20 protein-coding genes are annotated in these 18,364 nt (G+C 43.5%); 15 read left to right on the top strand and 5 right to left on the bottom strand.

The window, feature by feature from the left end; translation table 11 throughout:
- Positions 1-88 precede the first annotated feature (88 nt).
- The 3 genes from rbr to EUBC25_RS06820 form a co-directional block, all read right to left on the bottom strand.
- On the bottom strand, positions 89-625 hold the full coding sequence (rbr, locus tag EUBC25_RS06830) for a rubrerythrin (protein WP_230107417.1): 537 nt from the start codon (positions 623-625) through the stop codon (positions 89-91).
- A gap of 111 nt (positions 626-736) precedes the next feature.
- Entirely contained in the window at positions 737-1,279 is a 543-nt protein-coding gene (locus tag EUBC25_RS06825; RefSeq protein WP_230107416.1) for an NADH peroxidase, read from the bottom strand.
- A gap of 94 nt (positions 1,280-1,373) precedes the next feature.
- Positions 1,374-1,769, bottom strand: a complete 396-nt coding sequence (locus tag EUBC25_RS06820) for a Fur family transcriptional regulator (RefSeq protein WP_230107415.1) — start codon at positions 1,767-1,769, stop codon at positions 1,374-1,376.
- Positions 1,770-2,114: 345 nt separating this feature from the next.
- On the opposite strand from EUBC25_RS06820, the gene EUBC25_RS06815 reads away from it, so the two are divergent.
- From EUBC25_RS06815 to EUBC25_RS06790, 6 genes are all read left to right on the top strand, one after another.
- Positions 2,115-3,074: a C40 family peptidase gene (locus EUBC25_RS06815; RefSeq protein WP_230107414.1), complete on the top strand. Its 960-nt coding sequence runs from the start codon at positions 2,115-2,117 to the stop codon at positions 3,072-3,074.
- 84 nt (positions 3,075-3,158) lie between these two features.
- Positions 3,159-3,842, top strand: a complete 684-nt coding sequence (locus EUBC25_RS06810) for a response regulator transcription factor (protein WP_230107413.1) — start codon at positions 3,159-3,161, stop codon at positions 3,840-3,842.
- Between the two features lie 8 nt (positions 3,843-3,850).
- Positions 3,851-4,792: a sensor histidine kinase gene (locus EUBC25_RS06805; RefSeq protein ID WP_230107412.1), complete on the top strand. Its 942-nt coding sequence runs from the start codon at positions 3,851-3,853 to the stop codon at positions 4,790-4,792.
- A 135-nt stretch (positions 4,793-4,927) separates the two neighbouring features.
- A complete protein-coding gene (locus tag EUBC25_RS06800) occupies positions 4,928-5,626 on the top strand; it encodes an ABC transporter ATP-binding protein (RefSeq protein WP_230107411.1) in 699 nt (232 codons plus the stop codon).
- Positions 5,627-5,639: 13 nt separating this feature from the next.
- A complete protein-coding gene (locus EUBC25_RS06795; protein WP_230107410.1) occupies positions 5,640-8,204 on the top strand; it encodes an ABC transporter permease in 2,565 nt (854 codons plus the stop codon).
- Between the two features lie 434 nt (positions 8,205-8,638).
- On the top strand, positions 8,639-8,839 hold the full coding sequence (locus tag EUBC25_RS06790; RefSeq protein WP_230107409.1) for a DUF1858 domain-containing protein: 201 nt from the start codon (positions 8,639-8,641) through the stop codon (positions 8,837-8,839).
- A 94-nt stretch (positions 8,840-8,933) separates the two neighbouring features.
- Here EUBC25_RS06790 and EUBC25_RS06785 read toward each other — a convergent pair whose 3' ends face one another.
- Positions 8,934-9,662, bottom strand: a complete 729-nt coding sequence (locus tag EUBC25_RS06785; protein WP_230107408.1) for an adaptor protein MecA — start codon at positions 9,660-9,662, stop codon at positions 8,934-8,936.
- 472 nt (positions 9,663-10,134) lie between these two features.
- Between EUBC25_RS06785 and EUBC25_RS06780 the strand changes: the two genes are divergently transcribed.
- The 6 genes from EUBC25_RS06780 (at position 10,135) to EUBC25_RS06755 (ending at position 15,383) form a co-directional block, all read left to right on the top strand.
- Entirely contained in the window at positions 10,135-10,356 is a 222-nt protein-coding gene (locus EUBC25_RS06780; protein WP_230107407.1) for a hypothetical protein, read from the top strand.
- Positions 10,357-10,522: 166 nt separating this feature from the next.
- The gene (locus tag EUBC25_RS06775; protein WP_230107406.1) at positions 10,523-12,319 is read left to right on the top strand and encodes a glycosyl hydrolase family 18 protein; all 1,797 of its coding nucleotides are present in this window, start codon (positions 10,523-10,525) and stop codon (positions 12,317-12,319) included.
- Between the two features lie 58 nt (positions 12,320-12,377).
- Positions 12,378-13,061: an N-acetylmuramoyl-L-alanine amidase gene (locus tag EUBC25_RS06770; RefSeq protein WP_230107405.1), complete on the top strand. Its 684-nt coding sequence runs from the start codon at positions 12,378-12,380 to the stop codon at positions 13,059-13,061.
- 24 nt (positions 13,062-13,085) lie between these two features.
- Positions 13,086-14,144: an L-threonylcarbamoyladenylate synthase gene (locus tag EUBC25_RS06765; RefSeq protein ID WP_230107404.1), complete on the top strand. Its 1,059-nt coding sequence runs from the start codon at positions 13,086-13,088 to the stop codon at positions 14,142-14,144.
- A 100-nt stretch (positions 14,145-14,244) separates the two neighbouring features.
- Complete coding sequence (upp, locus tag EUBC25_RS06760; protein ID WP_230107403.1) at positions 14,245-14,874, top strand: uracil phosphoribosyltransferase; 630 nt, start codon at positions 14,245-14,247, stop codon at positions 14,872-14,874.
- 20 nt (positions 14,875-14,894) lie between these two features.
- A complete protein-coding gene (locus tag EUBC25_RS06755) occupies positions 14,895-15,383 on the top strand; it encodes a deoxycytidylate deaminase (RefSeq protein ID WP_230107402.1) in 489 nt (162 codons plus the stop codon).
- 71 nt (positions 15,384-15,454) lie between these two features.
- Here the strand turns inward: EUBC25_RS06755 and EUBC25_RS06750 are convergent, their stop codons facing one another.
- Positions 15,455-15,703, bottom strand: a complete 249-nt coding sequence (locus EUBC25_RS06750; protein ID WP_230107401.1) for a DUF2508 family protein — start codon at positions 15,701-15,703, stop codon at positions 15,455-15,457.
- Between the two features lie 114 nt (positions 15,704-15,817).
- Here EUBC25_RS06750 and EUBC25_RS06745 point away from each other — a divergent pair, with 114 nt between their 5' ends.
- The 3 genes from EUBC25_RS06745 to EUBC25_RS06735 all read left to right on the top strand — a co-directional run bounded on the left by EUBC25_RS06745 (position 15,818) and on the right by EUBC25_RS06735 (position 18,364).
- Positions 15,818-16,027, top strand: coding sequence for a pro-sigmaK processing inhibitor BofA family protein (locus EUBC25_RS06745; RefSeq protein ID WP_230107400.1), 210 nt, complete (start codon positions 15,818-15,820; stop codon positions 16,025-16,027).
- 215 nt (positions 16,028-16,242) lie between these two features.
- A complete protein-coding gene (locus EUBC25_RS06740; RefSeq protein WP_230107399.1) occupies positions 16,243-17,217 on the top strand; it encodes a P-loop NTPase family protein in 975 nt (324 codons plus the stop codon).
- A complete protein-coding gene (locus EUBC25_RS06735; protein ID WP_230107398.1) occupies positions 17,147-18,364 on the top strand; it encodes a CpaF family protein in 1,218 nt (405 codons plus the stop codon). Before EUBC25_RS06740 ends, EUBC25_RS06735 begins: the two co-directional genes overlap by 71 nt.

Here is an 18,364-nt window from a genome sequence, read left to right as displayed (position 1 = left end):
AGCGCTATAAACCCCTGCCCTCGAAAAGAGGAGCAGGGGTTTTGACTGAAGGCCGTTTACAAGAAAAATATTTTTCTACAGCTTTGCTTTAGTAATTTTCGGCTTTTCTTTCAAAGTAAGCCTTCGGATGAGCACATACCGGGCAAACTTCCGGAGCTTCTTCTCCATAATAAATGAATCCGCAGTTTCCGCATTTCCATCCAAGAGGAGCGTCGCCTTTGAAAGTTTCTCCTGCTGTATAGTGATCCAGAAGTCTCTGATAGCGGGCTTCATGAGCCGCTTCAACTTTTGCAACACCCTCAAATTTTGCAGCAAGCTCTTCAAATCCTTCTTCTCTTGCTTCTTCAGCCATGCGTTTATACATGTCTGTCCATTCGTAATTTTCGCCTGCAGCGGCATCTTTCAGGTTTTCAGCAACATCACCGATTCCGTGAAATTCTTTAAACCACATTTTTGCGTGCTCTTTTTCCTGATTTGCAGTTTCTTCAAAAATGTTCGCCATCTGGACAAATCCTGCTTTTCTTGCAGCACTTGCATAATATGTATATTTGTTGCGTGCCTGTGATTCTCCTGAGAAAGCTTCCATTAAATTCTTTTCTGTTTTTGTTCCTGCATATTTAGACATAATTGATCCTCCTTTTGTTTATAGTAAGTGATAATGGATTTTTGTAAAGTGACTGATTAAGAATGATAAAAAGGGCTACAGAAAAAAACTTATCCTGCAGCCCAGCGTTTTTTAGCCAAAGTATCTCTTTAACAGTCCTTCAAATGCTTTTCCGTGACGAGCTTCATCTCTTGCCATCTCATGAACAGTGTCATGGATTGCATCAAGGTTAGCAGCTTTTGCACGTTTTGCAAGATCAAATTTTCCAGCGGTAGCTCCGTTTTCAGCATCTACACGCATTTCCAGGTTTTTCTTTGTGCTGTCTGTCACAACCTCTCCTAACAGTTCAGCAAATTTGGAAGCATGCTCTGCTTCTTCCCAGGCAGCTTTTTCCCAGTAAAGTCCGATTTCCGGATATCCTTCTCTGTGAGCAACTCTAGCCATTGCCAGATACATACCAACTTCTGTACATTCTCCTTCGAAGTTTGCTCTTAAGTCTGCAAGGATGTCTTCGCTAACGCCCTGAGCAACACCTACAACATGCTCTGCAGCCCATTCTCTTTCTCCTGTCTGCTCTTTGAATTTTTCAGCCGGTGCGTGACAGACTGGACATTCAGCCGGAGCAGCTTCTCCTTCATAAACATAACCACATACTGTACAAACAAATTTTTTCATAGTTCTTTCTTCCTTTCTTATGATTTATTTTATTTTTAATATTAGTAATTGTTACTAATATTAATTTACAACTTTTTATCTGCATTGTCAATAGTTATTTTGTTTTCTTTTTCAAACAATCGCCGCATGTTCCGAAAAACATTGCAGTATGAGACTCTATAGAACCATCAAAACACTTTTCAGCAAGTTTGTCAATGGAATCCAGAGGTTCCATATATAAATCAATTACTTTGCCGCAAGACGTACAGATAACATGATAGTGAGGTTCTATCGTACCATCAAACCGGTCGCCCCCGTCAGGAGTCGTGATCTTGTTGATCTCGCCCATATCGGCAAGAAGATTGAGATTTCTGTATACCGTACCAAGACTGATGCGGGGAAATTCTTCGCGCACATGCATATAGACAGTATCGGCAGTGGGATGTTCTTTTGTGCTGGCGAGAAATTCTTTGATCGCCTCACGCTGACGGCTGTATTTCAAATTTGCCATGATGCATCCTCCCTTCCTAGTTAATAAATGCAATGTGAATTATATAATAATGATAATTATTACTGTAATTAAATTATACATCTTTATGAGGAAAAGTCAACTCTTTTTTAGGCAGTTCATTTTTTGTTTTGATTTGTACAATCTGAAATTTAACAAATTGTAACAAATTACGACTGAAAAAGAGAGAAATATTAAGAAAAACATAATAAAATGTAGAGAAAATTCAAAGAAATTCAGTTGACAATGCATAATACGGTTGATATAATCATATCGTAACATTTGTAACAATTCTGTAATATTTACAAAAGATAAGAAAACATAAACGAAAGATCGAGGAGGTTGTTTATGAATTCTAATCTTAAAAGAGGATTGTTCTTAGTTACTTTGGCAGGAGTAATTTCAATTTCCGGGGAGACAGCAAAAGCAGCTGATTCGGATAAAGATACAGAAGCAGCGCTTCCGAATGTGGGAATTGAAGCGGTATTAAATGACTGTTACGCGTCAGATGAAAAGATTAATGTGGAGAGTTATTTAGTGCCGACAGAAAAAGGAGAGTATTCAGATATGGCGTTCACAAACGTGGGGACAGATACTTTTCTGTTTGTGCGAAGTGAACCAACGACACAGAGTGAATGGGTAGGAAAGTTGTATACGGATTATGCAGCCCAGATTATCGGACCAGTAGGAGAATGGACAAAAATTCGGTCGGGTTCCGTAACAGGGTATGTATATACAGACTATATTATAATAGGAAATAAGTCACAGCAAAAAGCCCAGGAACTCATACAAAATTCTGAAGGCCAGACAGAAGAGGAGCCCTTCCGCTACGCCGAATCCAGGCAGGAGGAAGAGGAACGGCTGGCAAGAGAAGCAGCAGAAGCCGCCGCAGCTGCACAGGAAAGGGCAGAGGCAGAAAGACAAGCCCGGGAAGCGGCAGCTGCCAAGGCGGCTCAGGCTGCATCAAGTACCGGACAGGCAATTGTAGATTATGCCTGTCAGTTTATCGGAAATCCGTATGTATGGGGAGGGACAAGCCTTACAAATGGAGCAGACTGTTCCGGTTTTGTCCAATCTGTATATGCACATTTTGGGATCAGCCTTCCGCGGACTACCTGGGATCAGGAAAATGTGGGTACAGGCATCAGCTATGACCAGGCATTGCCGGGGGATTTGATCCTGTACGAAGGACATGTGGGAATTTATATGGGAGATGGACAGATAGTAAATGCCATCAATCCTTCAAAAGGAATCGGAGTCATTCCTGCAACCTGCATGAGCATAAAGACCGTTCGACGGGTATTGTAAATGAAAGTTTCCCTTGTCAGGCGCATTTGCAGGATGATAAAATGGGATTGCACAAGATATCATTAGCAGGATGAGGGAAACCAGATGAAACGCATATTGTTGATCGAGGATGACAAAGATTTGAACAAAGGGCTGGTATATGACCTGGAAATGCATGATTACAGGGTATATCCAGCTTTTTCTTTATCGGAAGGAATGTTATATCTGGAAGAAAATAAAGTAGATCTGATTTTGCTGGATGGAAATCTTCCGGATGGAGATGGATTTGATTTTTGCCGGCAGGTGAAGAAAGAAAAGGAGACAGCGGTTATTTTTCTTACGGCAAGGGATATGGAGCAGGATGAACTGCAAGGATTTGACTGCGGAGCGGACGACTATATCACAAAGCCCTTTCATATGCCGATCCTTCGCCGGAGAATAGAGGCGGCGCTTCGCAAAACCGGCCGACAGGAGCAAAGAAGAGAGAACTCTGTATACCGGGATGATGCGCTTCTTATCGACTTTGAAAATCTGCAGGCCAGACTGAACGGCAGGGAACTCCTGCTGACACCGACGGAATTTCGGATCTTAAGACTGATGACTGTAAATAGGACAGTGACAAAGCAGCTTTTACTGGAAAAAATCTGGGATACATCAGGCAGTTTTGTAGATGAACATACTGTTGCAGTCAATATCAACCGTCTTCGGAAAAAGCTGGAAGGGAGCGGGCACGAATATATTAAGACGGTGTACGGCATGGGATACCAGTGGAGGGGGATGGAAATATGAGGCCGGGTATGGAATTGATTGTGGCGGGAACCCTGCTGGGAGCTGCTTTGATCATACTTTTGCTCGCCGTGCTGGCGATGCTTTTGACAAGAAAAAATCTGACGGAATACAGTCGGAAGCTTTCCTATACACTGGATCGCATGATAAGCGGAGATAAGGAGATTGCCTTTGAGGAAGAAAAGGAGACACTGATCGGAAGAATACAGGTCAAAATGAGACAGGTCTACGAGATTATGCAGGCACAGGCAGATCAGAGATGGGAAGAAAAAAAACAGATGGAAGAGATTGTCAGCGATATTTCCCATCAGGTTAAGACGCCTATTGCCAATCTGCGCATGTATCATGAGCTGGCGGCCCAGGAGCCTGAGAAAGCCGGGGAATTTATAGAGGCAGAGGAAAGGCAGATTGATAAGCTGGAATTTCTCATGAAGACTATGATAAAAATGTCCAGGCTGGAGACAGGACTGATAGAAGTAAAACCGCTGAAAAATAAGGTTTACGACCTGATTTTTCAGGCAGTGTGCACCATCGCTTTGAAAGCGGAGAAAAAAGAGATAGATATAGAGGTGGAATGCAGTGAGAACCTGGAGGCGCTGTTTGACAGAAAATGGACAGTGGAAGCGCTGGCCAATATTCTTGATAATGCGGTAAAATATAGCGGGAAGGGCAGCAGGATCCGGATCAGAGCTGACAGGACGGACTATTTTGTGAGGATCCGTGTGGAGGATGAGGGAAGAGGGATTCGGGAAGATAATCTTCCCAATATTTTTAAAAGGTTTTACCGGGAAAAGGAAAGCAATGATGTAGAGGGTGTGGGAATCGGACTTTATCTGACTCGTCAGATTATTATGCAGGAAAAAGGATTTGTAGAGGCGTTGTCCCGACAGGGGATCGGATCTGTCTTTTCTCTGCATTTGCCTGCTGATGTACCGGAGACTTTTGAGGGATAAGGCAGACAGAAGTCATAAGATTATCTCGAAACTGTGATATTTTTGAGAGCAGTTTGAGATAATCTTTTTTTATGATGTAGAAAACGGAGGTTTCCTTCACAGGAAAAATCGCAGGACAGAAAGGACAGAAGAATTATGAACTATATTTTGGAAGCACAGAACCTGAAAAAATATTATGGAAAAGAGCCCAACATTACAAAAGCATTGGACGGTGTCAGCCTTGCAGTGGGGCAGGGAGAGTTTGTCTCCATCATTGGAACCAGCGGAAGTGGAAAATCTACGCTTCTGAATATGCTGGGAGGTCTGGATGTGCCGGACTTTGGCGAAATTATTATTCGGGGAAAAAAGATTGCCAAGATGAACGATGAGCAGCTTTCTATCTTCCGGAGGAGAAATATCGGATTTGTATTTCAGAATTACAATCTGGTTCCGATTCTGAATGTGTATCAGAATATCGTCCTTCCTATTGAGCTGGACGGGAATCAGGTGGATAAGGAGTATGTGGAAAAAATTATCCGTATGCTGCACCTGGAAGAAAAGCTGGAAAATCTGCCGAATAATCTGTCCGGCGGACAGCAGCAGAGGGTGGCGATCGCAAGAGCCCTTGCCAGCAAGCCGGCGATCATCCTGGCGGATGAGCCTACAGGAAATCTGGACTCCAGGACATCCCTGGAGGTGATGGAACTTCTGCGGATGACAAGTACGGAATTTGACCAGACGTTGGTAATGATCACACACAATCCTGAAATTGCTCAGGTGGCTGACAGGATGATCCGCATCGAAGATGGAAGGATCGTTAAAGGAGCGCCGTCTGTCAGGGAGAATCTGGGATAGAGGAGGAATAGAGATGCTTTTAGAAAATGACAATAAAAAATTTATCCGGACGTTATCCAACAACTGTCTGAAAGCAAATAAAATCCGCAATGCGATTGCTCTTCTTGCCATTATGCTGACGGCCCTCCTTTTTACGGCAGTAGCGACCATTCTCCAGGGGACTCAGATTAGTGTGCGGGAGCAGACGATCCGCCAGTCGGGAACAAGATTTATGGCTTCGATTAAATTCACAACGGCTGAAAAAACGAAAGAGCTTATGGAAGATCCGTTGTGGGAAACCGTGAGTGTAGAGCGGGTACTTTGGAAGATAGTGAATCCGGAGCTTATGGACATCAGTGTCAACATGGCGTGGATGGAGGAAACTTATGCAAAGAACAGTTATATGGAAATTGAGGAAGGGCATATGCCCGAGGAAGAATACGAGTTTGCCTGTGATACGGAGATTCTGCGGCTTCTGGGGATCCCGGAGGAAACAGGAACAAAGGTGAACATACAGTATCTGACGGATGAGGGAGTAAAAGAAGAACCTATGACGCTTAGCGGATACTGGGAGGGAGAAAAATATGAACAGACTGCTGAAGTGATGGTGTCGGAGGCATTCCTCGAAAAGAAGATTGATGAAAGCACCATCGCCCATGACGCCAGCGTCCCGGGATCTTACTGTATCCGCGGAAGCTTTGCTACGGATGAGGATGTGGAAGGCCAGTTAAACACGGTGATCGCCAACGCCGGATTTGATCCCGACGCAGAAAGAGGAGAAGAGGGATTTGTGGTCCATCACACGAATCCGGCCTATGAGAACAGGAATGAAATGGGAGGCGGAATGATAGCAGCGGCGGTTTTTGGAGTACTGATGATCCTCCTGGCAGGCTATCTTATTATTTACAACATATTTCGCATTTCTATACTGAAAGATATTCGGCTGTACGGTCAGCTCAAAACGATCGGTACCTCGCCGAAGCAGCTGAAATATATGGTAAAGCGGCAGGGATATCTTCTGGCGCTGGCAGGGATTCCGGCAGGGCTTATCTTAGGCTGGCTTCTTGGAAATGTACTTCTGCCCCTTATCATGGCAAGTACAACAGTGGGAGAGTCTGTATTTATCATGCCCCATCCCGCTGTGTGGGTGGTGTCGGCAGCCTTTACCTTTCTTACCGTGTGGATCAGCTGCGGCCGCCCCGGAAAGCTGGCAGCCAGAGTATCTCCTGTGGAAGCGCTGCGATATCAGGACGGTGAGGAAGGCGGCAAAGCCAAAAAGAAAGGCAGAGATTCCCATCATCGGATTTTCCAGATGGCGTCGGCAAATTTAAAACGAAACAGAGGGAAGACAGTCCTTGTGGTCATGAGCATCGCCTTGAGCCTTATTCTTTTGAACAGCGTACTTGGTGCGACAGGATGCTTTGATAAAGAGATATATGTCCGCCGGAACGCAGTGACTGATTTTATTGTGCACAGCGGAAATTATGGGAATTTCAGTGTAGATGATTATACAAAAACACTGAATCCGAAGCTTTCCGGAAAGCTAAGTGAAATGGAAAATGTAAAAAATTTTGGGGAAGTATACTGCCATATTCTTCCGCCGGAACAGGTTACGGACATCGAGCAGGGGTCCCTGATCAATATTACAGAGATTAACGGGAAAAGGACGAATATTGTAACCGAAGGCACAAAAGAAGAATTTGGAAATGCAGTTTCAGAGTTTGACTGGCGCCGTACAGCTTACGGGTGGAGCAGAAATATTCTGAATGATGTGATATTGATAGAAGGAGAACTGGATTATGACAAGTTGAACAGCGGAAACTACGTGATCATGGCAGGATTTTTAGGAGATGACGGCCTCTATGCGAAAGAGTCTCAGGAGTTCCATGCCGGTGATAAAATCCGGCTGGATATTGGCGGGGAAGAAAAGGAGTATGAAGTGCTTGCTGTGGCAGGTGCAGTGCATAATCTGACACTGGATTCTTCTTTGGGAGGATATGAGGCGGTTGTGTTTTCAAAGGAACAGTTTCAGGCTATATTCCCGAATGATACAGATCCGCTGGTCTGTGCATTTGATGCCGAGGAAGGTACGTTTGCCGAGGTAAACAGCGAGGCAGAACAGATCACATCCCAGTTGAACAGCAGCATGATCACCCGATTGTCGGAAGAAAGAGAGTTCGATGAGATACAGAGTACCTATCGGATCGTGGGAATCGTACTGGCGGCGGTCTTTGCCGTGATCGGCATCCTGAATCTTATCAATGTCATTTTGACCGGAGCGATTGCAAGACAGAACGAGTTTGCTGTCATGCGGAGTATCGGCATGAGCCAGAGACAGCTTAAGAAGCTGTTCATCTATGAAGGTGTCCTGTACGCCCTCCTGGCCGGGGCAGTAGGTATAACAGCCAGTGCGGCAGTTTCGCTTACTGCAGTAAAAGCAATCGTATCTAACTGGTGGTTTGCCAGGTACTCTTTATCAGTCCTTCCTGCATTTGAGGCGGCCCTTATATGCAGCCTTCTGGCAGCAGGAATTGCGTGGGTGATCGACCGTATGTGGAATAAAGGAAGCATTGTAGAAAAATTAAGAAGAATAGAGTAGAAAACGGACAAGAAAGGGCGTATTTGCTACCTTTCTTGTCCACTTTTTCTTTAATAACTTATGTAATGTTTCGAAAATCGAAATAATGTACAATTTACACAAATTTGTAAAAACCTGGAAAATTTTGTAAAAAAGACTTATCCAAGTTATCCACATAAAAAACCATGAAAAAGGTGGAAAAATCAAAGTTTTTGAAAACTTATCCACATTATCCACATGGATATCCCGGTTTTTGGTGGATTACTTACGTCAAATAAAAGAACGAATGTTTTGTGAAGAAATGATAAAAATGAGTTTTTGTCGAAAAAACAGGAAAAGAAACTTGACAAATAAATAACCAGAAATTAACGAGAAATTTATTTTAAATGTTTACACAATGAAAGAAAGCAGATATAATAAAAACTACGTGGAAGATAAAGGAGGATTAATGAATTATGGTAAATAAAGAAATGACAATTGGCGAATTGTTAAGTGTAAATCCAGATGTGGCACCGATTCTCATGGAAATCGGAATGCATTGCCTTGGCTGCCCGGCTTCCCAGGGTGAAACATTAGAAGAGGCAGCCATGGTACATGGGATCGATGCGAATCTGCTGGTAGAAAAGATCAATGCGTTTATCAATGCCAATGCATAAATCAGGTTTTCTGGATTCAGGAAAGCAAAACATCCGGACAAGTCCTTGGACTGACCGGATGTTTTTTTGTCATTATTGATTTTTAAGTCTTTGATTAAATCTGTGAAAGATTCTGTACAGCATCCGCAGACAGTATAATCTCACAATGCTCTTCCAGATATGCCAGGGAGGCGCTGGAAGCTTTTTCCAAAGTTCCGTACTCGGACAGCATATTGCAGATTCGGTTAAATTCCCGTGTTGTGTGGTCTGACTGTGTCAGGGCAAGAATGTACATATCGGCTTTATGATCTTTATACAATGTGTTGGAACCGAAATATATTGACTGCAGCAGATGAGCTGCATGAATCACCTGATCCATATTGGTAAAAGAAAACAGCCGGAGGGAAAGAGAGCGCTCCTTTTCTGACTTCTTATCGGAAGTTTCCGACACGGAGGAAACACTTTCCTTAACTTTTCCCAGGAGATTTAAAAGCTCCTCGGCGCCTTCCAGCTTTTCAAGGGCTGATTCCTTTACGGAGTCCCATTCTCCTCCCGGAGAAGGGGCAAATTTAGAAAATCTAGTATCGAGTTCCTCAGGATCTTCGACTTTTGTGATTATCAGCACGATTGAATCGGAAGAAGCGGGAATCGCTTCTATCATAAGAGGAATATCCTCGGCTTCAAAACCGAATTCAAATGCCGCTTGTTGCATCATATCATGGAAAAGTGATTTTGCCTTTTCAGTTCCATAGGCAAGTTCGCTTAACTGAAGCTGCCTGTCAGCTAAATCAGCACGTGTAAGAGTACAGCGAATCTGATTATCGTTGATCTTTTCAATCTTCATAATTATCACTTCCTTTTTCACAGTATATCATATGGGATGATCAGAGTTCAATAAAATAAAAATAAAAAAAGCTTGCGTTAACATAAAAACAAGTGCTATAATACCAATACAGAAATTAGTATTCCCAAATCATACATTCTTAGAATAGATCTGTCAATCAGATTTTATTTACGATCAGGTAATCTCAATGTAAATCTAGTAACCAATCAACAATATTTCAAACAAGTCGGATCAGACGCAATTCAACAGGAAAGTTTTATTTAATCAGAAAAAGTTCAAAAACATGTTTCAACAAGAAAAAGATCTGCTCGAAAAATGTTGAAAGAAGCGAGTGCTGTTTCTGTAATCAGACATATTTTAATATATCACGCACTTCCATAAGGAGATATGTCTGAATGTAAGTTTTAGTTATATTCCATTTTATGCAGACGGAAGGAAAAGGTTTCTTTGCAGCAGGAAAAAGGAGGCTGTGATGCCGGAAGAAAGAAAGGAATTTCAGGAAATGTTCAGTGAGCTGAACATGTATGAAAAACGGGGAGTATATATTGCAATGGAGGGAAAACCGGCAAGCCCGACACAGATCGTACAGGCGCATATGGTGAGTGAAGATTCCGGATATATGAGAGATTATGTTTTAAATGAAAACGGAGATCTGAAAGCGTTGTACTTCTATCATGTTAACCAGAGTATTTAAAAGTAAAAAAGCGCAGACACCCCTCGCGGAATAACGGAGAACAGTCCAGCCGCGCCATGTGGCAACCCTGTGGCTGAACTGTTACAAAAATATTCTTAAATGTCGAAATAAATAATGACGGAACCTACAAAAGTTGATATAATGAGGTATATGTGGGAGGTGCAGCATGGAACAAAGACGCAGAAGGCGCCGTAGAAGGCGGCCGCAGTCAAGACGGAGAAGAAAGCGTAACCTGATTCTGAAAGTAGGTTTTTTCATAATACTGATAGTGGGAATTATTGCAGCTGTCTTTTTGTGGAGAAGATACGGACCCTCAAAAGAACAGGCGGATTTAAACGGATATTATGGAATAGAAAGTGAAGACCAGCTCGCTATCGTTGTAAATAATGATATTCTTGAACCAAAAGGAATGATATCGGATGGAAGAGCTTACGTAGAATACAGCATTGTCCGGGATTATATCAATCAGAGATTCTATTGGGATCCGAGCGAAAACATTCTGCTTTATACACTGCCCAATGATACGGTATCGGTAGATGTGGGAAGCACGGATTATACGGTTTCAAAACAGAAAAACACCGGGGATTACGTCATTTTAAAGACAGAAGGAAGTACAGCTTACATTGCGCTGGATTTTGTGAAACAGTATACGGATATGGAATATGAAGTCTATGACGACCCCAGTCGAGTGGTTGTAGTGACAGAGACCGGGGAAGTGAAGGTAGCAGAGGCGAAGAAAGATACGCAGGTACGTTATCAGGGCGGAGTAAAGAGTCCGGTACTTACAGAAATCAGTAAAAATGACATCGTAACTTATATTGAGGACGAAGGCGACTGGAAAAAAGTCCGCACGGAAGATGGATTTATTGGATATGTAAAGAAAAGCGCGCTTCGCGATGAGGAGACTCAGAAAATAGACAGAGGATTTGAAGAGCCTGAATATACCAATATTTCCAAGGATTATACTATTAACATGGCATGGCATAATGTTACAAACAGCGATGCCAACAGCAGTGTTCTGGAAATGATCGCCAGTACGAAAGGACTGACAACTATTTCACCTACCTGGTTCCATGTGGCGGATACATCCGGCAACCTGGAATCCATTGCTACAGCGGACTATGTGAATTACGCACATCAGTCAGATATAGAAGTCTGGGCGGCGATACGTGATTTCGACGGCGGAATTAATTCCGCGGAAGAATCCTATGAATTATTAAGCCATACTGCAAACAGGACAAATCTGATCAACCAGCTCATGTCAGAGGCACTCAGAGTAGGGCTGGATGGAATTAATGTAGATTTTGAAAAAATTTCCGATGAGTGCGGAGAACATTACATTCAGTTTATCCGGGAGCTGTCTGTACAGTGCCGGAAAAACGGTATAGTACTTTCTGTGGATAATTATGTGCCGCAGTCTTATAATCAGCAGTATCATCGGGAAGAACAGGGAGTTGTTGCCGACTATGTAGTCATCATGGGCTATGATGAACATTACAGCGGTTCCCCGGAGGCAGGCTCAGTTGCTTCTTATGATTTTGTAAAGGCAGGTATTGAGAATACGCTCAAGGAAGTGCCGGCAGAGAAGGTGATCAATGCGGTGCCGTTCTTTACGAGAGTATGGAAAGAAACGCCTAAGACAGAAGAGGAGTTGGCAGCAGACCAGGGAACAGATGCGGAGCAGTATACTACAAAAGTAGAAAGCACAGCTTACAGCATGGCAGAAGCAAAAGCCGTAGTGCAGCAGGCAGGAGCCACTGCACAGTGGGATGACACGACCAAACAGAATTACGCGGAGTGGGAAGCAGATGGAGCGACCTATAAAGTATGGTTGGAAGATACCCAGTCTCTTGAGCCGAGACTTCAGCTTATGAAGGATTATAAACTGGCAGGTACAGCGGCGTGGCGCCTGGGTCAGGAAGAATCAGATGTCTGGGAACTGATTTTGAAATATGTAAATTAATAAACGTCTCCTGACAGACATATATTAAATAAAATATGTGTTGTCAGGAGATGTTTTTTTGCGGAAAGGATTGGAGTTTATTTTGGCGCTGGCTGTTCTTGCAGGGCTTGTCTTTGCAGGAAGAGAAGTCAGCCGGTATGCGTCGGCACAGAAGGTAGAGGCCAATAAGCTGGTTGTGCTGGATCCGGGGCATGGAGGAAGAGACCCGGGAAAGGTGGGAGTCGGGGATGTCCTGGAAAAAGATCTGAATCTTGCCATAGCAAAGAAGGTGAAGAAAATACTGGAGAAGGATGGACTGGAAGTCATTATGACAAGAGAGAAAGACGAGATGCTCTGTTCGGAAGATGCTTCTAATAAAAAAGTAGAAGATCTGAAAAACAGAATTGAACTTATTAACAGCAATGAACCGGCAGTGACAGTGAGCATTCACCAGAACAGTTATCCCGATGAAACAGTAAAAGGGTCTCAGATTTTCTATTTTACTCATTCGGCGGAGGGAAAAGAGGCGGCGGAAAGAATGCAGGAGGAATTTCTTGCCGCATTTCCTGATAATACGCGGGAGTTAAAAGCGAACGATACATACTATCTTCTGAAAAAAACAGAAGTTCCCACCATTATTGTGGAGTGCGGATTTTTGAGCAACAGTGAGGAAACAAAGCTTTTAAGCCAGGATGAATATCAGTTGAAACTGGCAAAAACGATTGCCAAAGGGATAGAAAGCTGGGCAGTGACGGCAGGGTAGTAAAAAGCAGGAAATAATGTTATAATGGAAAACATGGAAACAAAAGTAGAAAGAATAAATCGAGAACAAATGAATATGGAAATAATCCGTGAAGCGGGCAGTATTTTAAAAAAAGGAGGACTGGTTGCCTTTCCGACGGAAACAGTATACGGTCTTGGGGCAAACGCCTTGGATGAAAAAGCCGCAGCAAAGACTTATGCGGCCAAGGGAAGACCATCTGATAATCCTCTGATCGTTCACATTGCCAGGCTGGAAGATTTATATGAGGTGGCAGAGCATGTGCCGGAGAAGGCAGAGACTCTGGCGCGAAAATTCTGGCCGGGACCGCTTACGATGATCTTTGAAAAAACCTCTATTGTGCCCTATGGAACAACGGGAGGGCTGGAGACAGTTGCTGTTCGTATGCCGGATGATGAGATTGCAAGAGCACTGATCCTTGCCGGAGGCGGATATGTTTCCGGCCCAAGTGCCAATACATCAGGAAGGCCAAGCCCCACTACCGCCGGACATGTGATGGATGATCTGAACGGGAAAATAGAAATGATCCTGGATGGAGGAGCAGTTCATATCGGGGTGGAATCCACGATTGTAGATATGACTTCGGAGCCGCCTATGATCTTAAGACCCGGTGCGGTAACAAAAGAAATGCTGGAAAAAGAAATCGGACAGGTCCTGGTGGATCATGCTGTCTTAGATGCAGACAGTAAAACGCCTCCCAAGGCTCCGGGAATGAAATACCGCCATTATGCGCCAAAGGCAGAATTGACTGTCATAGAAGGAGAGCTGGAATCTGTTGTAAGTACGATTCAAAAGATGGCGGGAGAAAAAGAGGAGCAGGGATACAGAACAGGTATCATCGCCACAGAAGAAACAGTAAACAGATATTCAGGCAGTAATATAAAATGTATTGGAACCAGAGAAGACGAAAGTACAGTGGCGGCAAATCTTTACGGCATTCTTCGGGAATTTGACGCTGATGGTACGGATTATATTTACAGTGAATCCTTTGATGCAGAAGGGATCGGAAGCGCTGTGATGAACCGGCTTTTGAAAGCAGCCGGACATCGTGTGATCAAAATTTAAGAAAGGGGCAGCAGCAGTGATACTGCCGCTGAGGTAACAAGCGCCGATCCCTTGTATATCGGCGCTGGGAAAATAAGATAAAACCAGGAGGAAAAAACAAATGTCAAATGTATATGTAATGGACCACCCGCTGATCCAGCATAAAATCGGCTTTATCCGCCGGCAGGAGGTGGGGTCAAAGGACTTTCGGGCTATTGTCAGTGAGATTGCGATGCTGATGTGTTTTGAAGCAACGAGAGATCTGAAGCTGCAGGATGTAGAGATTACCACGCCTATATGTCCTACCGTGGCGAAAGAACTGGAAGGAAAGAAGCTGGCGATCATACCGATCCTTCGGGCAGGCCTGGGAATGGTGGAAGGGATGCTTCAGCTCATACCTGCGGCAAAGGTGGGCCATATCGGATTATACAGAGATCCGGAGACATTGAACCCGGTGGAATATTACTGCAAACTCCCGGCAGACTGCGATGAAAGAGAAGTCTTTGTTGTAGATCCCATGCTGGCAACCGGAGGCTCCTGTTCCGCGGCTATTGAGCTTTTGAAAGCAAAAGGAGTAAAGAAGATCCGTTTCCTCTGTGTGATCGCAGCGCCGGAAGGAGTGGCGAGAATGCAGAAGGAGCATCCGGATGTAGATCTTTATATAGGCGCGCTGGACGATCATTTGAACGATCATGGATACATTGTACCGGGGCTTGGAGATGCCGGCGACCGCATTTTTGGTACAAAATAGCACAAAGGGGGAAGGACGAGATGGGAAGCAAAAGAGAAGGATATATAAGCTGGGATGAATATTTCATGGGAGTGGCAATCTTATCCGGACAGCGTTCTAAAGATCCGAATACACAGGTAGGGTGCTGTATCGTAAGCCAGGATAACAAGATTCTTTCCATGGGATACAATGGCTTGCCGATCGGATGTTCTGACGATGAATTTCCCTGGGACAGAGAGGGAGACGATCCCCTTGATACAAAATATGTCTATACTGTGCACAGCGAATTAAATGCGATATTAAATTACAGAGGAGGCAGCCTGGAAGGCGCTAAATTGTACGTTTCCCTGTTTCCCTGTAATGAATGTGCAAAAGCGATCATACAAAGTGGGATAAAAGAAGTGATCTATGACTGCAATAAATATGAAGGGACCCCGTCTGTGACCGCATCAAAGAGAATGTTCGACGCGGCGGGAGTGAAATATCACCAGTATAAGCGAACGGGAAGAAAGATAGAAATAGAGTTGTAATGCAATTTGGGACGTAACAAACTTTAAAAGTGTTACGTCCCAAATTGCATTAAGTGGTGGGTAAAACTGCGTTATACCCTGGGTAAAATTGATTTTGCCTGCCGGAGGAGAAAGCTATACCGCTTCCATGCGGCGTTTCCCCTGTAAATGTAACAGTCGATAAGATCAGGATCAGAAGCATTCTGGAAGTTATTGTAGGCATCTTCAATTTCCTGTCTGGCAAGAGCGATCTCTTCTGCAATATCAAAATTATCTTTGTCGAAAGACAGTCTTCTATAAATATCCTCTTCAGCTGCTTTTCCCCGTTGAAATAGTTTCATTGCGGCGGTCACCTCCATGGCTTTTTCCTCTTTATTCCTAGTATAGCCAGAAAGGTAGAATAAAATACCGTCAGGAAGGATATATATGGAAAAAGAGGAAAAGCAGGAAAAAATATGTCGGAAGAAAAACCAGGAATAATTTTTAATTTTTTTATCAGAGCATTAATAGGAATGGCAATTATTTTCTTTGTAAACTATTTTCTTGACAGCAGGGGAATTGAAGCGTCAGTAGGGATGAACGGGGTTTCGTTTTTGACATCCGGAATCCTTGGTATTCCTGGGGTTGCGTTGCTTTATGGTATTGTTCTCTATAAAGTTTTGTAGAAATCTCACAAAGTTTACATATCTTTCGAAAAGCTATGGACATTTATGGAAGACAGGGATATAATACATTCTACAAGTTGTCATAACTTGTATCTGATTGAATCTTGTTGAACGTCTGAATTGTTTCTGGAGTTCTTATGCCATTCGGTTAAGAAATTCAAAAACGCAAGCAAAACTGAATATGGAGTTATTTTTTTAGTAACAGGAGGGAACTTGTGAGCAGCAAAAACTTGGTCATCTGTGATCCGGATTCAGAATACGCTGCCAGGCTGGCTGTCTATTTCAGCGGGAAAAGGGAACTTGCCTTTCAAGTGAAAACATGCAGTTGTCCCCAGCAGATACAGCCGATCCTGGAAAAAGGTACCATCGATTTTCTCATGCTGGCGGAAGAGTTTTATGAACCATACCCGGATGAAGTGGTAAAAACTTCGGGCAAGCTTATTCTTCTGTCATCGGAAAAAAGGGAAATCTGTGCCGATTCCTGTCCGTCAGTTTTTAAATATCAGCCGGCGGAAAATATTTTTACAGAGCTTCTGCAAATATGCGCGAAAGAAAAGCAGGAGGATATTCTGAAGATACGAAAAGACAAGGAAGGCAGGATCATAGGATTTTATTCTCCTGTCCGCCGTCTCGGACAGACAGCGATGGCGTTGGAAATGAGCAGGGAGTTATCGAAAAAGGAAAACGTATTGTATCTGAATCTTGAAACTTACGCGGGCATAGACGGATACTTTCCGGACGAAACGCAGAAAAATTTATCTGTACTTCTGTATTATCTGAAACAGGAAACGAGGAATCTGGGACTGATATTGGCTGGATTGATCTGCCAGTGTGAAGGAGTAGACTATATTCCGCCGGTTCAGATTCCGGATGATCTTAAAGAAATTTCAGCAGATGAGTGGATATGGCTTTTTGAGGAAATTCTGACAGGAAGCATTTATGATGTGCTGATATTGGACATAGGCGAGAGCATACAGGGGATTGTAAAAATTTTAAATGTCTGCGACGAAATATACATGCCTGTCTCAGATGACCGGTCTGCTGCTTCCAAAATCCGTCAGTTTGAGCGAATGCTGCTTCAGTCGGGAAGCAGTGAAACAGCAGAGAGGGTGGTTCGATGTGATTTCAGAAGAACAGCTGCAGGAAAAAATTATGAAAAGGCTCGATCTATCAAAGGAAATCGAAGATGATGAGCTGACGGGGCTGATATTCCGCGTGCTTGCAGAGGAAAGCGAGATGGAATATATTCCGCTGCAGAAAAAGGTAAGCCTGGGAAGAGAATTATTCAATGTTTTTCGAAAATTGGATGTATTGCAGGACTTTATTGAAGACGAAGAAATTACGGAAATTATGATTAATGGAACGCAAAATATTTTTGTGGAAAAAAGAGGAAAACTTTATCTGACAGATAAAAGATTTCCATCCAGAACCCGGTTAGAAGATGTGGTGCAGCAAATTGTGTCGGGAGCAAATCGCATGGTCAATGAGGCTTCCCCCATCGTGGATGCCAGGCTGGCTGACGGATCCAGGGTAAATGTCGTACTTTATCCCGTGGCTCTTAACGGTCCCATTGTAACCATCAGAAAATTTCCACAGGAGCAGATTACTATGAAGGAACTGATCAGACTTGGTGCTCTAAGTGAAGAGTTGGCTGAATTTTTAAAAATGCTGGTAGTATCGGGATACAATATTTTCATAAGCGGCGGGACAGGTTCTGGAAAAACGACGTTGTTGAATGCACTGTCGCAATTTATTCCTAAGGATGAAAGAATCATTACGATCGAAGACAACGCAGAGCTGCAGATCCAGGGGGTTCCAAATCTGGTAAGGCTGGAAGCAAGAAATCCAAATGCAGAAGGAACCGGAGAAATCACCATACGCAGTTTGATACGCTCGGCTCTTCGGATGCGGCCGGACCGGATTATTGTAGGGGAGGTCAGAGGACCGGAGACAATTGACATGATACAGGCAATGTCTACCGGTCATAAAGGAAGCCTTAGCACCGGACATTCGGACAGTCCAAAGGACATGCTTCAAAGACTGGAAACCATGGTGATTATGGGAATGGACATTCCTCTGGCAGCTGTTCAAAGACAGATTGCGTCGGCTATAGATATCATTATACACATTGGCAGACTGCGTGATAAAAGCAGGAAAATACTGGAGGTGGTAGAGGTTCTGAATTATGAGGAGGCTCAGATTAAAACAAGACCACTCTATGAATTTGAGGAAACAGAAGGAGGAAAACCGGGGGAAATGGTTAAGGGAAGCTGGAAAAAAGCTGCTGAGTTATTCCACAAAGAAAAATTATTTTCAGCAGGATATCAGGAAATATGA

The sequence above is a fragment of the Claveliimonas bilis genome (genome assembly GCF_020892095.1).
Taxonomy (GTDB): Bacteria; Bacillota; Clostridia; order Lachnospirales; family Lachnospiraceae; genus Claveliimonas; species Claveliimonas bilis.
The sequence above is the reverse complement of the archived record's forward strand: the minus strand, read 5'-3'. Positions and strand labels throughout refer to the sequence as shown.

Excerpts from the sequence above, each read along its gene's own strand:
- EUBC25_RS06755 (WP_230107402.1), top strand. The coding sequence starts at position 14,895 with ATGGGAAGCAAAAGAGAAGGATATATAAGCTGGGATGAATATTTCATG.
- EUBC25_RS06790 (WP_230107409.1), top strand. The coding sequence starts at position 8,639 with ATGGTAAATAAAGAAATGACAATTGGCGAATTGTTAAGTGTAAATCCA.
- EUBC25_RS06765 (WP_230107404.1), top strand. The coding sequence starts at position 13,086 with ATGGAAAACATGGAAACAAAAGTAGAAAGAATAAATCGAGAACAAATG.
- EUBC25_RS06750 (WP_230107401.1), bottom strand. The coding sequence starts at position 15,703 with ATGAAACTATTTCAACGGGGAAAAGCAGCTGAAGAGGATATTTATAGA.
- EUBC25_RS06810 (WP_230107413.1), top strand. The coding sequence starts at position 3,159 with ATGAAACGCATATTGTTGATCGAGGATGACAAAGATTTGAACAAAGGG.
- EUBC25_RS06825 (WP_230107416.1), bottom strand. The coding sequence starts at position 1,279 with ATGAAAAAATTTGTTTGTACAGTATGTGGTTATGTTTATGAAGGAGAA.
- EUBC25_RS06800 (WP_230107411.1), top strand. The coding sequence starts at position 4,928 with ATGAACTATATTTTGGAAGCACAGAACCTGAAAAAATATTATGGAAAA.
- EUBC25_RS06820 (WP_230107415.1), bottom strand. The coding sequence starts at position 1,769 with ATGGCAAATTTGAAATACAGCCGTCAGCGTGAGGCGATCAAAGAATTT.
- EUBC25_RS06780 (WP_230107407.1), top strand. The coding sequence starts at position 10,135 with ATGCCGGAAGAAAGAAAGGAATTTCAGGAAATGTTCAGTGAGCTGAAC.
- EUBC25_RS06775 (WP_230107406.1), top strand. The coding sequence starts at position 10,523 with ATGGAACAAAGACGCAGAAGGCGCCGTAGAAGGCGGCCGCAGTCAAGA.
- EUBC25_RS06805 (WP_230107412.1), top strand. The coding sequence starts at position 3,851 with ATGGAATTGATTGTGGCGGGAACCCTGCTGGGAGCTGCTTTGATCATA.
- rbr (WP_230107417.1), bottom strand. The coding sequence starts at position 625 with ATGTCTAAATATGCAGGAACAAAAACAGAAAAGAATTTAATGGAAGCT.
- EUBC25_RS06785 (WP_230107408.1), bottom strand. The coding sequence starts at position 9,662 with ATGAAGATTGAAAAGATCAACGATAATCAGATTCGCTGTACTCTTACA.
- EUBC25_RS06795 (WP_230107410.1), top strand. The coding sequence starts at position 5,640 with ATGCTTTTAGAAAATGACAATAAAAAATTTATCCGGACGTTATCCAAC.
- EUBC25_RS06745 (WP_230107400.1), top strand. The coding sequence starts at position 15,818 with ATGTCGGAAGAAAAACCAGGAATAATTTTTAATTTTTTTATCAGAGCA.
- EUBC25_RS06815 (WP_230107414.1), top strand. The coding sequence starts at position 2,115 with ATGAATTCTAATCTTAAAAGAGGATTGTTCTTAGTTACTTTGGCAGGA.
- upp (WP_230107403.1), top strand. The coding sequence starts at position 14,245 with ATGTCAAATGTATATGTAATGGACCACCCGCTGATCCAGCATAAAATC.